This window comes from Amycolatopsis orientalis, from assembly GCF_000943515.2.
GTDB lineage: Bacteria > Actinomycetota > Actinomycetes > Mycobacteriales > Pseudonocardiaceae > Amycolatopsis > Amycolatopsis orientalis.
In genome coordinates, this window is the sequence record NZ_CP016174.1 from 427722 (window position 1) to 446260 (window position 18539).

The 18539-nt window shown below is 70.1% G+C and carries 17 protein-coding genes and 1 other RNA gene; 10 read left to right on the forward strand and 8 right to left on the reverse strand.

Annotated features, from left to right (window positions below; genetic code table 11):
* The first annotated feature begins 10 nt into the window (after positions 1-10).
* From SD37_RS02075 to SD37_RS02085, 3 genes are all read left to right on the forward strand, one after another.
* The gene (locus SD37_RS02075) at positions 11-646 is read left to right on the forward strand and encodes a L,D-transpeptidase (RefSeq protein ID WP_044853604.1); all 636 of its coding nucleotides are present in this window, start codon (positions 11-13) and stop codon (positions 644-646) included.
* Positions 647-749: 103 nt separating this feature from the next.
* Positions 750-3572: a PQQ-dependent sugar dehydrogenase gene (locus SD37_RS02080; protein WP_174567814.1), complete on the forward strand. Its 2823-nt coding sequence runs from the start codon at positions 750-752 to the stop codon at positions 3570-3572.
* Between the two features lie 88 nt (positions 3573-3660).
* Positions 3661-6483, forward strand: coding sequence for a PQQ-dependent sugar dehydrogenase (locus SD37_RS02085; protein ID WP_044853606.1), 2823 nt, complete (start codon positions 3661-3663; stop codon positions 6481-6483).
* A 155-nt stretch (positions 6484-6638) separates the two neighbouring features.
* Here the strand turns inward: SD37_RS02085 and SD37_RS02090 are convergent, their stop codons facing one another.
* Positions 6639-8159: a 3-hydroxyacyl-CoA dehydrogenase gene (locus SD37_RS02090; RefSeq protein ID WP_044853607.1), complete on the reverse strand. Its 1521-nt coding sequence runs from the start codon at positions 8157-8159 to the stop codon at positions 6639-6641.
* A 170-nt stretch (positions 8160-8329) separates the two neighbouring features.
* On the opposite strand from SD37_RS02090, the gene SD37_RS02095 reads away from it, so the two are divergent.
* Together SD37_RS02095 and SD37_RS02100 are read left to right on the forward strand one after the other, a co-directional pair.
* Positions 8330-8524 carry a hypothetical protein gene (locus tag SD37_RS02095; RefSeq protein WP_044853608.1) on the forward strand — a complete coding sequence of 65 codons (195 nt, stop codon included), beginning with the start codon at positions 8330-8332 and terminating at the stop codon, positions 8522-8524.
* 33 nt (positions 8525-8557) lie between these two features.
* Positions 8558-9181: a TetR/AcrR family transcriptional regulator gene (locus SD37_RS02100; RefSeq protein ID WP_083254862.1), complete on the forward strand. Its 624-nt coding sequence runs from the start codon at positions 8558-8560 to the stop codon at positions 9179-9181.
* On the opposite strand, the gene SD37_RS02105 is transcribed toward SD37_RS02100, so the two are convergent.
* Positions 9165-9872, reverse strand: a complete 708-nt coding sequence (locus tag SD37_RS02105) for a TetR/AcrR family transcriptional regulator (protein ID WP_145926503.1) — start codon at positions 9870-9872, stop codon at positions 9165-9167. The genes SD37_RS02100 and SD37_RS02105 overlap by 17 nt on opposite strands.
* Positions 9873-9971: 99 nt before the next feature.
* Between SD37_RS02105 and SD37_RS02110 the strand changes: the two genes are divergently transcribed.
* Positions 9972-10415: a nitroreductase/quinone reductase family protein gene (locus SD37_RS02110; RefSeq protein ID WP_044853610.1), complete on the forward strand. Its 444-nt coding sequence runs from the start codon at positions 9972-9974 to the stop codon at positions 10413-10415.
* Position 10416: 1 nt separating this feature from the next.
* On the opposite strand, the gene SD37_RS02115 is transcribed toward SD37_RS02110, so the two are convergent.
* The 3 genes from SD37_RS02115 to SD37_RS02125 all read right to left on the reverse strand — a co-directional run bounded on the left by SD37_RS02115 (position 10417) and on the right by SD37_RS02125 (position 12519).
* On the reverse strand, positions 10417-10623 hold the full coding sequence (locus tag SD37_RS02115) for a hypothetical protein (protein WP_044853611.1): 207 nt from the start codon (positions 10621-10623) through the stop codon (positions 10417-10419).
* A gap of 67 nt (positions 10624-10690) precedes the next feature.
* Positions 10691-11347, reverse strand: a complete 657-nt coding sequence (locus SD37_RS02120) for a response regulator (protein WP_044853612.1) — start codon at positions 11345-11347, stop codon at positions 10691-10693.
* Positions 11344-12519, reverse strand: a complete 1176-nt coding sequence (locus tag SD37_RS02125; protein ID WP_044853613.1) for a sensor histidine kinase — start codon at positions 12517-12519, stop codon at positions 11344-11346. Before SD37_RS02125 ends, SD37_RS02120 begins: the two co-directional genes overlap by 4 nt.
* A 53-nt stretch (positions 12520-12572) precedes the next feature.
* On the opposite strand from SD37_RS02125, the gene SD37_RS02130 reads away from it, so the two are divergent.
* Complete coding sequence (locus SD37_RS02130; RefSeq protein ID WP_044853614.1) at positions 12573-13646, forward strand: AAA family ATPase; 1074 nt, start codon at positions 12573-12575, stop codon at positions 13644-13646.
* Here SD37_RS02130 and SD37_RS02135 read toward each other — a convergent pair.
* On the reverse strand, positions 13640-14260 hold the full coding sequence (locus SD37_RS02135; RefSeq protein ID WP_044853615.1) for a hypothetical protein: 621 nt from the start codon (positions 14258-14260) through the stop codon (positions 13640-13642). The two genes, SD37_RS02130 and SD37_RS02135, sit on opposite strands and share 7 nt — an antisense overlap.
* Positions 14261-14423: 163 nt before the next feature.
* Between SD37_RS02135 and SD37_RS02140 the strand changes: the two genes are divergently transcribed.
* Positions 14424-15173: a response regulator transcription factor gene (locus SD37_RS02140; RefSeq protein ID WP_044853616.1), complete on the forward strand. Its 750-nt coding sequence runs from the start codon at positions 14424-14426 to the stop codon at positions 15171-15173.
* Positions 15151-16623: a sensor histidine kinase gene (locus SD37_RS02145; protein WP_044853617.1), complete on the forward strand. Its 1473-nt coding sequence runs from the start codon at positions 15151-15153 to the stop codon at positions 16621-16623. Before SD37_RS02140 ends, SD37_RS02145 begins: the two co-directional genes overlap by 23 nt.
* A gap of 33 nt (positions 16624-16656) precedes the next feature.
* Here SD37_RS02145 and SD37_RS02150 read toward each other — a convergent pair whose 3' ends face one another.
* Positions 16657-17547, reverse strand: coding sequence for a serine/threonine dehydratase (locus SD37_RS02150; RefSeq protein ID WP_044853618.1), 891 nt, complete (start codon positions 17545-17547; stop codon positions 16657-16659).
* 46 nt (positions 17548-17593) lie between these two features.
* Between SD37_RS02150 and ffs the strand changes: the two genes are divergently transcribed.
* Positions 17594-17688, forward strand: an RNA gene (ffs, locus tag SD37_RS02155) — signal recognition particle sRNA small type.
* 10 nt (positions 17689-17698) lie between these two features.
* Here ffs and SD37_RS02160 read toward each other — a convergent pair.
* Complete coding sequence (locus SD37_RS02160; RefSeq protein WP_044853619.1) at positions 17699-18532, reverse strand: spermidine synthase; 834 nt, start codon at positions 18530-18532, stop codon at positions 17699-17701.
* Between the last annotated feature and the right edge of the window lie 7 nt (positions 18533-18539).

The window sequence follows — 18539 nt, forward strand, 5'->3', positions numbered from 1 at the left end:
GGTAAAGGTCGTGAAGAGGTTCCTGGTGGGGGTGACCGCACTGGCCACGGCGCTGGTGCTGACCGCGTGTTCCGGCGGGGGCAGCGCGCCCGGTGGCGGCGCCGTCGCGCAGGGCGACCCGGCGGCCGGCACCACGGCGCCGACGACATCCTTGTCGCCCAGCTCGTCATCCCCGAAGCCGACGCCGACGTCGAGCAGCAGTCCCACGCCGACGTCGTCGAAGCCCAAGCCGACGCCCAAGCCCACGCCGAAACCGGCGGCCAAGCCGGTCGCGAACCCGGCCGACGTTCCGTGCAAGGCCGCGCTGGCCTCGCCCGGGGTGAGCGCCTGCGTGGACCTCTCCGCGCTGAAGACTTGGCTGCTGCAGGACGGCAAGGTCATCTACGGCCCGGTCAAGCAGCTGCCCGGCAAGAAGGGGCACGCGACGCCGACCGGTGTCTTCCACGTTTCGGCCAAGGTCAAGAACTACCACTCGAAGGCCTTCGACGCGCCGATGCCGAACTCGGTGTTCTTCCTGCCCGGTATCGCGTTCCACACCGGCAGCCTCTCGGTGTACTCGCACGGCTGCATCCACCTGTCCGCCGCGGCTTCGCAGAAGTACTTCACGACTCTGCAGAGTGGCGACGTGGTGCAGGTCGTGGCCTGATGGTTGCGGTTCGGTTGCTTTGAGATAAATGAAAGCTCCTGGCGGCAATAACCTTCCCCGCCCCGGCGACGTGCCATGACACGCCGGAAATGGGGAAGTGCCGATGTTCAGGAGCCGGGTACTCACTCGCGCGTTCGTCGCGCTGTCGGTTTCAATCCTGCTTCTCCCGGGATGGGTGGGCGCTCCGGAAGCGACCGGAGCGCCCACTCTGCCGTCCGGATTCGTTCTCCGTGATCAGCCGAGCGGCCAGGCCGCGTTCGATCTGACCGATTTCGCTTACCTGCCGGACGGTTCCGTGCTCAGCACGGGCAAGAGCGGCAAGGTCGCGTGGGTTCCCCCGACCGGCCCGTCACGGACGATCGCGGCGCTTCCCGTGCACGACAAGGGCGACCTCGGCCTCGTCGGCCTCGCCGTCGCACCGGATTTCGGGACGTCGCGCCAGATCTACCTCGCGCGGTCGTTCGACACCGGCGTCGGTGCGTTCACCATGCGCGTCGCGCGCTGGACGGTCACCGGAACGGACACCCCCACCGGGCTCACGAACGAGCGAGTGCTCGTCGACCTTCCCGGTTTTCACGACGTCCACGGCATCACGGGGCTCATCGCGGCCGACGACGGTACTTTGTGGATCTCCATCGGCGACGCCGCCGACTTCACCAGAATGGACCCGGGCGCGCTGCGCGCCCTCGACCTCGATCAGCTCTACGGCAAGATCCTGCACGTCACGGCGGACGGCGCCGGCGTCCCCGGCAATCCGTACTTCTCCGCCGCGGCCCCGAACGCCAACCGCTCCAAGGTCTTCTCCAGCGGGTACCGCAGTCCGTTCCGGTTCTCCCTCGACCCGCGGCTCGGCCTGCCCGTCGTGGGCGACGTCGGCTGGAACACCTGGGAAGAGGTGGACGTCGTGCGGCCGGGCGCGAACCACGCCTGGCCCTGCTGGGAGGCGAACGCCCCGACACCCGGGTACTCCGGTCTGCCCGGCTGCGCCGGGGTGGTCAACACCCCGCCGATCACCGCGTACCACCACGGTTCCGGGACCGACGAAGGCAACAGCGTCACCGCGGGGATCGTCTACAGTGGATCGTCCTATCCGGACGAATACCGGGGCGCGTTCTTCTTCGGCGACTATGTCACGCAGAAGATCTGGACGATGACGTACGACAGCCAGGGCAGGCTGGTGCAGGCGCCGCAACGGCCGCCGAAGTTCACCGGCGCCGGTGGCCCGGTCAAGTTCGCGGCCGCGGCCAACGGCGACATCGTGTACGCCGACATCTACAGCGGTCTCCTGCGACGGCTCAGCTATCCGGGGACGAACGCCGAACCGGTCGCGGTGGCGACGTCGAGCACCGAGCCGTCGACGAGGACGGTGACCTTCGACGGCGCCGGTTCCTACGACTTCGACGGCGATCCGCTCACCTACCACTGGGATTTCGGGGACGGCACGAGCCAGACCGGCGTCCGGGTGAGCCACGCCTACGCCGCCGGTGTGGGAACGGTGACCGCGCGGCTGACCGTCACCGACCGCCTCGGCGCCACGGGCGGCACGGACGTCGTCGTGGTGCCGTCGAATCACTCACCGGAGCTGGGCATGACGGATCTCGGCGCGTACACCTTCGCGGTCGGGGAACCGGTCGTCGTCGGCGCGACGGCCACCGACGCCGAGGACGGCGCCCTGCCGGTCACCTGGACCACGCTGATCCGGCACTGTCCGGAGGAGGCGACCTGCCACGCGCATCCCGGCACGTCCGGCACCGGCCCGTCGTTCTCCATGCCGTTCACCGACCACCAGGATTCCCGGGTCGAGATCACCGCGACGGTGACCGACAGTGCCGGGGTGCGGGCGAGCAGGACTTACGTGGCGAGGCCGCGTGAACATCTGCTGACGCTCACCAGCAACGTTCCCGCGGCGTTGGGCATCCCGGCCGAGGGCGGGGTCGGCACCGCGATGGTCACCGAGGGCGCGACGTTCGAGGTCGACGCGGCGGAGGTCGCCGCGGACGGGGTCTCGACGTTCGCCACCTGGTCCGACGGCAGGACCTCGCGCACGGTCACCATCACCGTTCCGGCGCACGACGTCACGCTGACCGCGACCTACCTGACCCCGATCGACAAGCGCTATCAGGCGGAACCGGCGCTGCGGCAACGTCTCGGCGCGCCGACCGGGCCCGAGGTCGCCGACGGCACCGTGCGCTACCGGACGTACACGGGCTGCAGGCTCTACTGGAGCGCCGAGACCGGGGTGAAGCAGATCGAGGGCCAGATCCTGGCGAAGTACCTCGCGCTGGGCGGGCACCGGAAGTTCGGGCCGCCCGCGACCGACGAGACGGCCACCCCGGACGGCGTCGGCCGGTTCAACCACTTCCCGAACTGGCCGGGGACGATGCAGTCGTCGATCTACTGGACGCCGTCGACCGGCGCGCATCCGGTGTACGGGCGGATCCGGGTGAAGTGGGTGGCGCTGGGCGCGGAGGCCGGGCCGCTGGGCTACCCGGTGACGGACGAACTCGGCACCCCCGACGGGATCGGCCGGTTCAACCACTTCAGCAAGAACGCGTCGATCTACTACACGGTGCAGACCGACGCGCGCGCGATCTGGGGCCGGATCCGCGTCCGGTGGGAGGCGCTCGGCTGGGAGACGGGGCCGCTCGGGTACCCGTCGACCGACGAGTCGGCGACCCCGGACGGCGTCGGCCGGTACAACCACTTCACGAAGGCGGGCTCCGTCTACTGGACGATGGCCACCGACGCGCACGCCGTCTACGGCGCGATCCGGCAGCGCTGGGCCGCGCTCGGCTGGGAACGCTCGTACCTGCGGTATCCGGCGACGGACGAGTTCACCATCCAGATCGGACGGCAGAGCAGCTTCCAGAGCGGCTACGTCACCTGGAACCGGACCACGGGGCAGGTGATCGACCGGCGCTGGTGATCACAGTTCCATAAAGGCACTCGAAAGTGTGAAATGCCCACGTAGACCCCGTCGATGAGACGTTCGACTGGGGAAAGGGGCCCTCTGCATGCCTTCGAGAATCCGTGCGCTCTGTCACGCCTTCGTGACGTTGCTGATAGTGACCTTGCTGGTGCCGTTGACGTCCACATCGGCGTCCGCGGCACCTGTGCTGCCACCCGGCTTCCTCCTTCGTGACCAGCCGAGCGGCCAGGCCGTCCGGGATCTGACCGACTTCGCCTACCTGCCCGACGGCTCGATCCTGACCACCGGCAAGGGCGGCAAGGTCAACTGGGTGTCCACCACCGGCCAGATCCAGACCATCGCCAACCTGCCCGTCCGCAGCACCGGCGACCTCGGTCTGGTCGGGATCGCCATCGCGCCCGACTTCGCCACCTCCCGCACGATCTACACCGCCCGCGCGGTCGACATCGCGGGCGGCGGTTTCGCCATGCGCGGCTCGCGCTGGACGGTCTCCGGCACCACGCAGCCGACCGGGCTGACCGCGGAGAAGGTTCTCGTCGAGGGCGTCGGCAACACCGACATCCACGGCATCACCGGTGTCGTGGCCGCTCCCGACGGCACGGTGTGGTTCTCGACCGGCGACAGCTCCCGCTTCCAGGGTGCCGCCGACCCGTACGCGCTCAACGTGCGTGACCTCGACAAGATCTTCGGCAAGATCTTCCACGTGACCGCGGACGGCGCCGGCGTGCCGGACAACCCGTACTACAGTGCCGCGAACCCGAACTCCCTGCGCTCGAAGGTGTTCGCGAGCGGCTTCCGCAGCCCGTTCCGGTTCACCCTCGACGCGGCCACCGGTCTCCCGGTGGTCGGCGACGTCGGTTGGGGCACCTGGGAAGAGCTCAACTTCGTCCAGAAGGGCGCGGACCACGGCTGGCCCTGTTTCGAGGGCAACCAGCCCGCCGACGGTTTCTCCACGATGGCGCAGTGCGCTTCGGCGGTGAACACCCCGCCGATGCTGGCGGTCCGTCACGGTGAAGGCATCGACAACGGCAACAGCATCACCGCCGGCATTGTCTACAATGGAGAGTCGTACCCGGAGGAGTACCGGGGCGCGTACTTCTTCGGCGACTACGCCACGGAGAAGCTGTGGACCGTCAAGTACGACACCCAGGGCCGGATCGTCCGCCCGCAGGAGACGCCGCCGAAGTTCACCGGCATCGGCGGTCCGGTCAAGTTCGCGGCCGCGGCCAACGGTGACATCGTCTTCGCCGACCTCAACAGCGGTCTGCTGCGACGGCTCAGCTACACCACCGGGAACAAGGAGCCGGTCGCGGTGGCCACCTCGGAGACGAACGCCGAGACCCGCACGGTTTCGTTCGACGGCACCGCTTCGTACGACTTCGACAACGACCCGCTGACCTACGAATGGGACTTCGGCGACGGCAAGACCGGCACCGGGGCGAAGGTCAGCCACACCTACCCGGAGGGCGTCGAGAAGTTCACCGCCAAACTGACGGTGAAGGACGGGCTGCAGGCGTCCGGGAGCACGGAAATCGCCGTGGCTCCTGGGAACCACTCGCCGAAGCTGACCTTGACCGACCCCGGTGACCGGCTGTTCGCGGTCGGCGAGGAGGTCAAGGTCGGTGCGACGGTCACCGACGCCGAGGACGGCGCCTTGCCGGTCACCTGGACCACGTTGATCCGGCACTGCCCGGAGAACGCGGTCTGCCACGCGCATCCGGACCACGGAGCCACCGGCCCCGAGTTCACCATGCCGTTCACCGACCACACGGACTCCACCCTGGAGTTCACCGCGTCGGCGACCGACAGCGCCGGTGTCACGGTGTCGAAGACCTACATCGCGAAGCCGCGCGAGCACCGGCTCACGCTGACCAGCAACGTCGCCGCGGCGCTCGGCATCACGCCGGAAGGCGGCGCCGCCTCGGCGATGGTGGTCGAGGGCGCGGTCATCGAGATCCAGGCGGCGCAGGTCGCTTCGGACGGTTCGTCGACCTTCACCGGCTGGTCCAACGGGGCCACCGACCGGCTGACCAAGATCACCGTGGGCACCACCGACCAGACGATCACGGCGAACTACATCACTCCGATCGACAAGCGCTACCGAGACGAACCCGCGCTGGCGCAACGACTCGGCGCGCCGACCGCGCCCGAGGCGGTCGACGGCACGGTCCGCTTCCGCACCTACGAACGCGGACGGCTGTACTGGTCGAAGGAAACGGGCGTCAAGCAGATCGAGGGCGAGATCCTCAAGAAGTACCTCGCCGTCGGCGGCCACAAGGAGTTCGGCCCGCCCGCGACCGACGAGCTGACCACGCCGGACACCACGGGCCGCTACAACGACTTCCCGCTGTGGCCCGGCAAGATGCAGTCGTCGATCTACTACACGGTGAACACGGGCGCGCATCCGGTGTTCGGCCGGATCCGGGTGAAGTGGAAGGCGCTGGGCGCGGAGGCCGGTGAGCTCGGCTACCCGACCACGGACGAGAGCATCACGCCGGACAAGGCCGGGCGGTACAACCACTTCAGCAAGAACGCGTCGATCTACTACACGGTGCAGACCGACGCCAAGGCGATCTGGGGCCGGATCCGTGCCAGGTGGGAAGCGCTCGGCTGGGAGGCGGGGCCCATGGGGTACCCGACCATGGAAGAGGCGACGACGCCGGACGGGATCGGCCGGTACGTCCACTTCACCAAGGCCGGCTCGATCTACTGGACGATGCAGACCGACGCGCACGGGGTCTGGGGTGCCATCCGCCAGCGCTGGGAGGCGCTCAAGTGGGAGGCCGGGTACCTGAGGTATCCGACGACCGACGAGTTCGCGGTCACCGGTGGACGGCAGAACAACTTCCAGGGCGGTTACGTCTTCTGGAACGCGTCCAACGGTGCGGTGACCGACCGCGGCTGGTAACCGGCACCTACCCGAAGGCCCCTTTTCCCCGGCTCAGCCCGGGGGAGGGGGCCTTCGGCCTTTTCGCGACTCGCGTTTCGTCCTCTGGATGCGGTACTTGCGCGCGCAAGTACCGCATCCAGAGGACGAAACGCGGGCGTCGGGGGCGCGAGTGGTCAGCGCAGGTCGGCCGGGGAGGTGCCCGCCGAGGTGAGCGGAAGGCCGAGCGCGACCCGTTCGGTGAGCCAGCCGCTCGGCCGGTAGCGCTGGTCACCGGTGCTCGCGACGAGTCCGCGCAGGACCCGCAGGATGAGTTCCGCGCCCGCCTCCTGGCCCCAGGTCAGCGGTCCGCGCGGGTAGCCGAGACCGAGCCGGACGGCGGTGTCGATGTCCTCCGGCGTCGCGAGCCGTTGTCCGGCGATGAAACAGGCGGTGTTGACGATCGACGCCAGCAGCCGCTGCGCGATAGGCGCGGGGCCGTCGCGGACGACGGTCACCGGCAGCCCGGTCGCGGCGAGCGCGCCCCACGCGGTGCGGCCGGCGGCCGGGTCGAGCGCGGGGTGGACGGACAGCGTCAGCCGTTTCCCGTAGCCGCCCAGAGGATCGACCCCGACCACCCGCTCAGCCGGAAGTCCCGCGGCCAACGCGGCGTCCACAGTGGACGAACCGATCGGGCTGACGATCAGGACGGTGTCCGGATAGGCCGTGTGGACGACCTGTATCCCCGCCGACGACAGGAGCGTGCCGAGACGTTCGTCCTCGACCCACACCGGCGTGGTGGGTGCTTCCGGCGCCTCCGGCTCCGGCTCGGTCTCCTGCGCGCCGTCGACGTAGCGGTAGAAGCCCTCGCCGTTCTTGCGCCCGAACAGCCCGGCGGCGACGCGAGGGCGCGTCAGCCACGACGGCCGCAGCCTCGGCTCGCCGTGGAACCCGCTCCAGATGCTTTCCAGCACCGCGTGCGAGACGTCGAGGCCGGTGAGGTCGAGCAGTTCGAACGGGCCGAGTTTCAGGCCGAGCACGTCCCGCGCGACGCGGTCCACTTCGGCCGGGCTCGCGATCCCTTCGGCGAGGATCTGTAGGGCCTCGGTGCCCAGTCCGCGGCCGGCGTGGTTGACCAGGAAGCCAGGGGCGTCGCGGGCGAGGACGGGTTCGTGCCCCCAGCCGCGGACGAGTTCGGTCATCGCGGGCGGCAGCCACGCGGCGGTCCGCGCGCCGGGCACGATCTCGACCAGCCGCATCAACGGGACCGGGTTGAAGAAGTGGAGCCCGAGCAGCCTGCCGGGATCGGTCAGCGCGGCGGCGATCTCGGTGACCGAAAGCGAACTGGTGTTGGTGGCGAACACGGTGTCCGGGCCGCAGACGCGTTCCAGCCCGGCGAACAGCGTGCGTTTGATCTCCAGATCCTCGCGGACCGCTTCGACGACGAGGTCGACGCCGTCGGCGGGGGCCAGCGGATCGGCGACCGCGATCAGCCGCTCCTTCGCGGACGCGGCGGCGTCCTCGGTGATCTTGCCCTTCGAGGCGAGTTTCCCGAGCATCGCGCCGACGTGGTCGATGGCCTTCTCGACGGCTTCGGGCTGGGCGTCGGCGAGCTCGACTTCGAGCCCCGCCGTCACGGCGAGCTGGACGATGCCCCGGCCCATCACCCCGGTTCCGATGACCCGGATCCTGCCGACCTGCTCCGCCCACTTCTCCACCGCGAGCCGCCTTTCCCTCGATGTCGTCCCCGGCGTGACGTTAGCCGCCATGGGGGTATCTCGCCCGGAAGGGTGATCCGTGCCCCACTCGGCGTAAGGCCACCGAGCCGGCGCGGTCTCCTCCGCGAAAACCGAGTGTTCCGCGCACCACGCCCGAAGGGAAACCTCCCATGACCACCGTCCCCGCCGCCGCGACCGTCCGGACCACGCCGTTGCTTCTCGTCGCCGTGCTCTTCGGCGCCGTCGCCGCCTTCTTCGCGAGCCAGGCGTTGTGGCCGCTCACCGTCTTGGCCGTCGTGGTCGCCTCAGCGGTTCTTGCGGGCGGGGTGTGGCTGACCGGCCGGAAGACCAGCCGCAACCTCTGAGGACGTTTTCCCGCCCGGCCCTAAGATCGCCCTGTGATGGCGAAGCGCTTGACGCGGGAGGAAAGCCGCGAGCAGACCAGGCAGCGCCTGATCGCGGCGGCCGCGGAGCTGTTCGCCGAACGCGGGGTCAACGGCACGTCGGTCGAGCAGATCGCGGAACGGGCCGGGTTCACGCGCGGTGCCTTCTACGGCAACTTCGACGGCAAGCACGAGCTGGTCGTCGAGCTGCTGCGCCGCCGGACCCAGCGCGAGGCCGAGGAGGTGGCCGCGCTGGCTGAGGGCGTCGGCTCGTTCGCCGAGATGATGGACCGGCTGCGCGCGTGGAACGTCGAACGCGCCGAACATCTCGAAGGCTGGCTGATCCTGCGCACCGAGCTGGCCCTTTACGCCCTGCGCAATCCCGGGGCGCGGCCGCTCGTCGGCGAAGGCGAGAAGTCGACAAGGGCACTGCTGGAGACCTCGGTCAAGATCGAACTCGCCGCCCGCGGCGCGGAACCGCCCGCCGCCCCGGCCTTCCTCGCGCTGATCCTGCACGCGCTCGAGGACGGTCTCCTGCTGCAGCGCTTCCTCAGTCCCGAGGGGACCGGCGACGAGGACGTGGTGGACGCCGTCCAGTTGCTGATGCGGTCGTGGACCGCGCTCAGCCGGTCATCCTGATCCCGGTGAACTCCGCCATCTGACGGATCCCGTGCGCGAAGAAGGCGTCCGAAGGGTCGACGGAGCCGACGTACTGGCCGAACAGCTCGAAGTTGATCATCCCGAACAGCTGGGTCCAGGCCATGATCAGCCGGGACGTCGTCTCCGGGGCCAGGTTGATGCTGAGGATCTCTGTGACGGCGTCGAGCTGGTGCAGTAGCTCGACGGGCATCTCGCCGACCTCGGTCTCGACATGCAGATTCGCGTCGCGCAGGACCGCGACGAGGGCGAAGGCGACCCGGCCCGCCGGCGCGATGGTGTCCTGCGGGGCCTGGTAGCCGGGGATCGGGGAACCGTAGATCAGCGCGTACTCGTGCGGGTGCGCCTTCGCCCAGGCACGGACCGCGTGCCAGATCGACGTCCACCGTTCCAGCGAGGTCTTCTCGGGGTCGTCGGCGGCCTCCGCGGCTTCGCCGACGGCGTTGTAAGCGTCGACGATCAGGGCGGTCAGCAGCTGCTCCCGGCTGGAGAAGTACCGGTAGAGCGCTGAAGAGACCATGCCGAGTTCGCGCGCGACGGCGCGGAGTGACAGGCCGAGCGCGCCGACTTCGGCGAGCTGGCGGCGGGCTTCGTCCTTGATCTCGCGGGTGAGTTCGGCACGGGCGCGTTCACGTGCGGTCTGGGTGGCAGGCACGCTCTCATAATAGAGCATCGCGCTTAAATGAGAGCACTGCTCTTGACATGGTGCGATGCACTGGTGTTCACTGCTCTTAATAGAGAGCACTGCTCTCCCAAAACTTCAGGAGTCGAGATGAACACCGCAGCCCGCTACATCAAGCCCGCCAAGTCGACGACCGTGTTCAACGAGTTCGTGCTCAAGCTGACGAAGCTCGGCGTCAGCGTCCTCGGCAGCCGGGTCCTCTCGGTCCGCGGCCGCAAGAGCGGCGAACTCCGCTCCGTCCCGGTCAACCTGCTGAAGCTGGACGGCGAGCGCTACCTGGTGGCTCCGCGCGGCGTCACGCAGTGGGTGCGGAACCTGCGTGTCGCGGAAGAGGGGCAGCTCACCGTCGGGCGCCGCACCGAGACGTTCACCTACGTCGAACTCGCCGACGAGGAGAAGCCCGAGATCCTGCGCGCCTACCTCAAGCGCTGGAAGTTCGAGGTCGGCGTGTTCTTCGACGGTGTCGACGCGAAGGCGTCCGACGAAAAGCTGCTGGAGATCGCGCCCGGCTACCCGATCTTCAAGCTCCGCTGAGTCATTCGTCCGAGGGCGCCCGCCGGGAGCGGCGGGCGGTGGCCGCCACCAGCACCACCCCGACCAGGAACGCGACGAGCCCGATCAGGAACCACAGCTTCTGCCCGGTCATGAAGCTGCCGGTCAGCACGCCGGCGCCCTGGAGCACCCAGACCCCGCCCACCAGCAGGAAGACCAGTCCGATCGTGAGCGTGACCCAGCGTTTCATCCGCAGCTCCCCGCCTCGACGTGTACACCCGCGATTCTGGCACCGTGAGCCTCGTGCGGCGAACCGATCACCGGCCGCCGACCAGTCCGTTCCGGTAGGCGTAGACGACGGCGTGCACCCTGTCCCGCAGGCCGAGCTTCGCCAGGATCCGGGAAACGTGGGTCTTCACCGTCTCCTCGCCCACGTGCAGATGCGCGGCTATCTCCGCGTTGCTGGAGGCGTCGGCGACCAGCAGCAGGACCTCGCGTTCGCGTGAGGTGAGCCGCTCCAGTTCCGCCGGTTCGGCGGCCGCGGGTTCGATGCTGGTGGCGAAGGTCGAGACCAGCCGCCGGGTCACCGTCGGATCGATCAGCGCGTCGCCGCGCGCGGCCACCCGCATGGCGGAGACGAGTTCTTCGGGCGCGAGGCTCTTCAACAGGAACCCGCTCGCCCCGGCCCGCAGCGCGCGGTAGACGTACTCGTCGGAGTCGTAGGTCGTCAGCACGAGGACGCGGGTGTCGTTCCCCGGCGCGGACATGATCGCCTCGGTCGCGGCCAGACCGTCCAATTTGGGCATCCGGACGTCGAGCACCGCGACGTCCGGGCGCAGCGCGGCCGCCTGCGCGACGGCCTCGCGCCCGTCCGCCGCCTCGCCGACGCAAGTGAAATCCGCCTGGGTGTCCAGTACCGCGCGCATCCCGGACCGGAACATCGCGTGGTCGTCCGCCAGCAGAACCCGGATCACTGCGCCTCCAAGGGAAAACCTACTCGAACCCGCCAATGCCGCCCGTCGTCCAGCGGTCCGCATTCCGCCTGTCCGCCGAACAACGCGACCCGCTGCCTGATCCCGGTGAGACCGCGTTTCGTCGACTCGGCGGGCGAAGTCCGCCCCGGGCCGCCGATCTCGTTCGTGATGGTGAGGACGACTTCCGTCTGCCGGTAGGCGAGGTCGATCTCCACGGTGCCGCCGGAGCCGTGCCGGAGCGCGTTCGTCAGCGCCTCCTGCGCGATGCGGTACAGCGCGACGTTCACCGAGCCCGGCAGTTCCCGCGGCCCGCCGTGACTGGTCAGCCGCGCGGGCAGCCCGGCGGTACGGAGGTTGTCGAGCAGCTCGTCGAGGTTGTCCAACCCCGGCTGTCGCTGCGCGTCCCCGTTCTCCTTGCCGTGCAACAGATCCAGCAGCCGCCGGAGATCGGCCATCGCCGCCCGGCTCGACGATTCGACGGCGGAGAGTGAACGGCGCACGGCGGGTTCCCCGTCCGGCAGGCCGAGCCGCGCGGCACCGGCGTGCACGCCGATCGCGCTGACGTGGTGGGAGATCACGTCGTGCAGATCGCGGGCGATCGTCGTGCGTTCCTCGGTGACGGCACGGCGTACCGCCTCGGCTTCATGCTGCCGGCGCTGTTCCTCCGCCCGCTGGAGATCGGCGATGTACGCGCGCCGCGCGGTCGTGTAGCGGCCGACCATCCACGGCAGCAGCCCGCTCACGCCGACGTCGATGATCAGCAGCCGCCAGTCCCGGTTGCCCCGGTCGATCGGGATCAGGTTGCAGGCGAAGAGCCCGACGAGCATGACGCCGAGCGCGGCCAGCGCGGGTTTGGCCGACAGCCACGCGCCCGCGCGGTATCCCGCGATCAGGACGCCCGCGTTGGTGGCCTGCAGGTAGTGGTCGTAGGGGAACAGCAGGAGCGGAGCGGCGATGAGCAGCACGGCGTGCGCGGCCGAGACCCAGCCGGAATACCGTGACGGCCCGGCGAGGGCGGCGTTGGCGAGGATCCCGCCGAGCAGGACCACCCACGACTGCCAGCCGAGGCAGAGCGGCGGCCCGCCGATGAGGTACAGCCCCGCGTCGCAGACCAGGCAGACGGCCGCGACCGCCCAGGCCTGTCTCGCCAGCGAACCACTGATGTCCCGCACGCGCCCAACTCTGCCCTAATTCCGGTGGACACGGGTTCCTAAGATCCAAAGCGATGGGAAACGCGAAGACGCCCGTGCTCTGGACGACGGGGGCACCGGGGGCGGGGAAATCGACCACCGCGTGGGGTTTGTACACCCGCGCCGTGGAATCGGGCGGCAACGTCGCCTACGTCGACATCGATCAGCTCGGCCTCATCGGCCCGCCGCCCGGCGGGGGCGAGGCCTCGCACGCGATCAAGGCGGCCAATCTCCTGCGGGTGCTGGAAATCCTGCGCCACCGGGGCACCAGGCAGGTGGTCGTGTCCGGAGTGGTGGACCCCGAGAACGGCGTCGAGCGGGAGTTCGAGGGCCGGGACTTCGACCTCACGCTCGTCCGGCTGACGTGCGACCGAGAAGAACTCCGGAGCCGTTTCCTCGGCCGTGGTTCGCCCGCGACAGCGCTGCCGGACCTCCTCGCGGTGGCGGACGCCTACGACCGCACCGGTTTCGGGGAGGAACTGGACACGACCGGGCAGCGGCCCGAGGAGACCGTGGAAGCCCTGTTCCGCCGCTGTGCCGTGGAGGACGGACCGATCCTGCCGCCCCAGGGCGTGGAGCCGCAGCCCGGTCCGGTGACCGTGGTGACCGGACCGACCGCGGTCGGCAAGTCGACGGCCGCGTGGACCGTGCTGAGGGAGTTCTGGGAGCAAGGGGAACCGGTCGCCTACGTCGATCTCGCGCAACTCGGGTTCGTCCGGCCCGGCCCGGATCCGGCACTGGAGGCGGCGAACCTCGCGGCCCTCTGGCGCGGCTACCGCGAAGCCGGGGCGAGGCGGCTGCTCATCGTCACCCGCGAATTCCTTCCGGAGCACCGGCGGGTCTTCGACGAGGTCGACGTCGTCCATCTCGACGCGGACGACACGACGCTCACCGCACGCGTCCGGAGCCGGGCCGAGGGCGAATCCGCGCTGCTGGCCGGTGACGAACTACGCGGCGTGCCACCCGGCGTACGGGACCGGGTGGCCGCCCGCGCGATCACCGAGGCGGCCAGGACGCGGCGGTCCGGCGGCGGCCGCGTCGTCCTCGACACCTCCGGGCAGGAACCCGCCGAGACGGCCGCCGCGTTGCGTGCCGCCCTGCGTCAGTAGCCGGACCGAGGCCCGTCCTGACCCGGCCGGCCACCCTGACCCGGCTGGCCCTGGCCCGGCTGGCCGCCGTTCTGGCCGCGCTGATTCTGGCCCGGCTTGCCGATGCTCGTCGCCGTCGCGGTGGTCCCGGAGACCGTGGCGGTCACGGTCACCGTCTCGCCGGTCTTGGGATCACCGGCCTTCCGGGTCGACGCGTCGATCGTGTAGACCTGCTTGTAGCCGTCCTTGCTGGTCAGGCTGACGGAAGTCGCGCTGATCTCGGTGATCTCCCCGGTCTGCAGCCGCTCGGTGCGGTAGCCGCCGTTGCCGTCGGAGACGACGAAGTCCCCGTGCAGCGCGTCGCGCGGCAGACCCCCGCCGGGGCCGAAGACCATTCGGCCGCCCGGGCCGCCCATCATCCCGCCCTGAGCCTGTTCGGCACCGTTCGCGACGGTTCCGGCCCAGATCGCGGCACCGCCACCGGCGGCGATCACCAACGCCACCCCCGCCGCGACCGCGGTCTTGCGGCCGGACCAGGCCTTCTTGGGGGCATCGGCGGGCGGGGGCGCGCCCCACGCCGCGGGTTCCCCCGTCACGGGCCCCGCGGGTTCGCCGGGTTTGGTCGGTTCGGTCATCTGGTCGCCTCCGTGTACTCGGTTGCGGCCATGCTCTGCGCCGTCGCTGTGCGGAAGCTGTGCCGCCGGTGGGGGCGCGCTGTGACCCGGCCGGGTGATCGTTCACAGGAAACGCACAGGCGGGGCACAGGGAAGGCTCACCGGGGCCGCCGAGGATGACAGCATGACCAGTGTGAACGTCCCGTCGTCCGGTTCCGCGAAGGCAGGCCTGCGCCGTGCCGACGGCAGCCCCGTGCGGGTGCTGGTCGTCGACGACGAGGCGACCTTGTCCGAACTCGTGTCGATGGCCCTGCGCATGGAGGGCTGGGATCTCCGCACCGCCGCCGACGGAACGGAGGCGGTCCGCGTCGCCAGGGAGTTCCGGCCGGACGCGGTGGTGCTGGACGTGATGCTGCCCGATATGAACGGCCTGGAAGTGTTGCGGCGCCTGCGATCCGAGGTGCCGAACCTGCCGGTGCTGTTCCTGACCGCCAAGGACGCGGTGGAGGACCGGATCGCCGGGCTCACCGCGGGCGGCGACGACTACGTCACCAAACCGTTCAGCCTGGAGGAGGTCGCGTTGCGGCTGCGTGCGCTGCTGCGGCGCGCGGGCGGGGTCGCCGGGCCGAGCGGTTCGACGTTGGTCGTCGGCGACCTGACCCTGGACGAGGACAGCCGCGAGGTGCATCGCGGCGGTGAGCTGGTGCCGTTGACCGCGACCGAGTTCGAGCTGCTGCGTTACCTCATGCGCAATCCGAAGCGCGTGCTGTCGAAGGCGCAGATCCTCGACCGGGTCTGGAGCTACGATTTCGGCGGCCAGGCCAACATCGTCGAGCTGTACATCTCCTACCTCCGCAAGAAGATCGACGCCGACAGGGAACCGATGATCCACACGATGCGCGGCGCCGGGTATGTCCTCAAGCCCGCGGGGTAGGCGGCCTTGGTCCCTGCGACGGCGGCTGATCGCCCAGGTCGCGGGGCTGCTCGCGCTCGTCTGCCTGGTGGTCGGCGTGGTGACCGAACTGGCGTTGCGGGACATCCTGATGGACCAGCTCGACGCCCGGATCGCCGAGACCAGCGAACGCGCCAGCCGTCCGCCGCCGTCGGGACGGCCGGGCGGGGACCGGGTCCCGGAAGGCCTGCGCGCGTACGGCCAGAGCACCGGTTCGTTGTTCGTGAACATCCTCCCGGACGGCCGTGTGGTCGCGGCCGTGCTGCGGTCCAGCTACGACGCGAAGGTCGCCGACCCGTTCCCCCACGACCCGATCGGCCCGGCCCAGCTCGCGGCCCTGCTGCGGTCGACGCCGACCGACAAACCCACCGACGTGGAGCTTGGGTCGCTCGGGGAGTACCGCGTGGTGGCCAAGCAGGCGTCCAACGGCGGGGTCGCGATCACCGGACTGCCCACAAAGGACGTCAAGGACACCTTGTGGAACCTGGGTTTCATCTTCGGCGGAGTGGCCGTCGGCGGTATCGTGCTGGCGGGCGCGCTCGGCGCCGTCACCGTCCGGCGCACCATGAAACCCCTCGACCGGCTGGCCGCCACCGCGACCAGGGTCGCCGAACTCCCGTTGGACCGCGGCGAGGTCGCGCTGTCCGAACGAGTGTCCGAAGTGGACACAGACCCGCGGACCGAGGTCGGCAAGGTCGGGTTCGCGCTCAACCGCATGCTCGGCCACATCTCCCACGCGCTGTCGGCGCGCCAGGCCAGTGAAACCCGGGTGCGCCGGTTCGTCGCGGACGCCAGCCACGAACTGCGGACGCCGCTCGCGGCCATCCGCGGTTACGCGGAACTCACCCGGCGGTCCGGCTCCGAGGTGCCGCCGGACATCGCGTTCGCGATGGGCCGGGTGGAATCGGAATCCACCCGGATGACCGGCCTGGTGGAGGATCTGCTGCTGCTGGCGCGGCTCGATTCGGGCCGTCCGGTGGTGCGCGAGCCGGTCGATCTTTCCCGGCTGGTCGCGGACGCCGTCGCCGACGCGCATGTCGCCGGGCCGGAGCACAAGTGGCTGCTGGAGGTTCCGCCCGAACCGATCATCGTCCTCGGTGACGCGGATCAGCTGCACCAGGTGGTGATCAACCTGCTGGGCAACGCGCGCACGCACACCCCGGCAGGCACCGAGGTCACCACCTCCCTGTCCATAGTGGACTCGGTGGTGACACTGTCCATTGTCGACGGTGGGCCGGGGATCCCGCCGGAGATCCTTCCGGACGTCTTCGAACGGTTCGCCCGCGGCGACGATTCGCGGTCGCGGGCGGCGGGCAGCACCGGCCTCGGGCTGGCCATCGTCGCCGCCGTGGTCGCCGCCCACGACGGGCAGGTCGCCGTGGCCAGCCGTCCGGGGCGGACGGAGTTCCGGGTCCGGTTCCGGGCCGCCTGATGCAGCGTGAATCAGTCCTGAATCAGTCCTTGATCAGGGTGTCCACTCGCTGTTCGCGCCGCACAGGATCACGCAGGGCAGCTCGCCTTCGGTGCGCCCGGCCAGCCACGCGGCGAACGGCACCGCGGCGGCCGGTTCGACGGCGAGGCGGAACTCCTCCCACAGCCGGTCTCGTGCGGCGAGCAGTTCCGCGTCGCTGACCAGCACGGACGTCACCCGGCCCTGGAGTACCTCGAACGGGACGCTCCCGATCCTGCTCGCGCCCAGCGCGGAGGCCGCCACCGAGTCGATCTCCACGTCGACCGGCGCGCCCGCTTCCAGCGCCGCGTTGAGCGCCCGGCACCGTTCGGGCTCGACGGCGAACGTGGGCACCCCGGCCAGCGACGTCCCGGCGACCAGCCCGCCACCACCGACCGCGACGAGGAACGCGTCGACGTCCGGAGCGTCCTCGACCACTTCGGCCGCGACGGTGCCCTGGCCGGCGACGACAGCGGGCTCGTCGTACGCGTGCAGGTACCGCGTACCGGGCTCTGAGGCGGCTTCGAGCGCCTTCGCGGCAGCCTCGGCGTACGTCGCGCCGTGACGGATGAGCTTCGCACCCGTGGCCTCGATCCGAGCCGTCTTCGCCTGCGGAGCGGACTCCGGCACGTACACCGTCGCGGGCAGATTCAGCAGCGAAGCCGCCGTCGCCACCCCCAGCCCGTGGTTGCCGCCGGACGCCGTCAGCACCCGCTCCGGCAACGGCCCGCTCACCAGCGCGTTCACCGCGCCCCGCAGTTTGAACGAACCGCTCCGCTGCAGATGCTCCAGCTTGAGGACGAGCGGCCGCCCGTCGACCTCGGCGCGCAACACCGGCGTGCGTCGCACGAACGGATGAACGGCCTCGGCGGCCTTCAGGACATCTTCCCAGGTCGGAGTGCTCATACCCCCCACTGTCCTCCATGCCGGGGCGGGAGTGACTACACTGGTCCCCGGATCCCGCGCGGCGTCCATCTTGTGAACCTCCCCAGGGCCGGAAGGCAGCAAGGATAAGCAGGCTCTGACGGGTGCGCGGGATCCCCTTTCGTTTCCGGGGCTAGAAGATCCCGAAGACATCCTTCGGCGGCACAGGCGACGGCAGGGCTTCCGCGTCCGAGACGGGACGCGCCTTCCCCTGGAGCTGCCGCAGATCCTCCGCCGCCACGCAACGAGCCGGGTAGGCGGACGACGCCGCCCGCCGCGTCAGGTCCTCGACCGGCAGTTCGACGCGGGAAGCGGCGACCACGATGTTCCCGAAGCGGCGGCCCCGGAGGACGCCTGGTTCCGCGAGCAGCGCGAGATGCGGGAACGACGTCGCCAGGGTGGCCAGGAACCGGCGGAGGAACGGCAGGTTCGGGCCGTCGGAGACGTTGGCGACATAGGTGCCGGCCGGGCGGAGGACGCGCGCGACCTCGTTCGTGAACTCCACGGTCGCGAGCCCGCCTGCCAGGACGCCGCGTTCGAAGGCGTCCACGATGACCAAGTCGGCCGAAGCGTCGTACCTCGCGGAGACGCCTTCGCGGCCGTCGCCGACACGGACCTTCAGCCCCTTCAGGCCCAGTTGCTCGCGGACGAGCGCGACGAGTTCGCCGTCGGCGTCGAAGACCAGTTGGCGTGAGCGCGGCCGCGTCGCCGTGATGTAGCGGGGGAGGGTGCAGGCCGCTCCGCCGACGTGCAGCACGTCGAGCGGGCCTTCGCCGAGGCAATCGACGACGTCGGCGATCCGGCGGATGTAGTCGAACTCGAGATCCGCGGGATCGTCGAGGTTGACGTGCGACTGGGCCACGCCGTCGACCGAGATCATCCAGGCGTTGGAACGATCGGCGTCGCGGAGCAGTTCGGCGGTGCCGAAGCGGACCGGATACGTGCCTGGGGTCGGTGCTGGTCTCACCGTCGGA

What these genes read in the sequence shown, in the direction of transcription:
- SD37_RS02140 (WP_044853616.1), top strand. Translation starts at nt 14,424, where the DNA reads ATGACCAGTGTGAACGTCCCGTCGTCCGGTTCCGCGAAGGCAGGCCTG.
- SD37_RS02105 (WP_145926503.1), bottom strand. Translation starts at nt 9,872, where the DNA reads ATGCTCTATTATGAGAGCGTGCCTGCCACCCAGACCGCACGTGAACGC.
- SD37_RS02130 (WP_044853614.1), top strand. Translation starts at nt 12,573, where the DNA reads ATGGGAAACGCGAAGACGCCCGTGCTCTGGACGACGGGGGCACCGGGG.
- SD37_RS02115 (WP_044853611.1), bottom strand. Translation starts at nt 10,623, where the DNA reads ATGAAACGCTGGGTCACGCTCACGATCGGACTGGTCTTCCTGCTGGTG.
- SD37_RS02110 (WP_044853610.1), top strand. Translation starts at nt 9,972, where the DNA reads ATGAACACCGCAGCCCGCTACATCAAGCCCGCCAAGTCGACGACCGTG.
- SD37_RS02135 (WP_044853615.1), bottom strand. Translation starts at nt 14,260, where the DNA reads ATGACCGAACCGACCAAACCCGGCGAACCCGCGGGGCCCGTGACGGGG.
- SD37_RS02080 (WP_174567814.1), top strand. Translation starts at nt 750, where the DNA reads ATGTTCAGGAGCCGGGTACTCACTCGCGCGTTCGTCGCGCTGTCGGTT.
- SD37_RS02145 (WP_044853617.1), top strand. Translation starts at nt 15,151, where the DNA reads ATGTCCTCAAGCCCGCGGGGTAGGCGGCCTTGGTCCCTGCGACGGCGG.
- SD37_RS02150 (WP_044853618.1), bottom strand. Translation starts at nt 17,547, where the DNA reads ATGAGCACTCCGACCTGGGAAGATGTCCTGAAGGCCGCCGAGGCCGTT.
- SD37_RS02085 (WP_044853606.1), top strand. Translation starts at nt 3,661, where the DNA reads ATGCCTTCGAGAATCCGTGCGCTCTGTCACGCCTTCGTGACGTTGCTG.
- SD37_RS02095 (WP_044853608.1), top strand. Translation starts at nt 8,330, where the DNA reads ATGACCACCGTCCCCGCCGCCGCGACCGTCCGGACCACGCCGTTGCTT.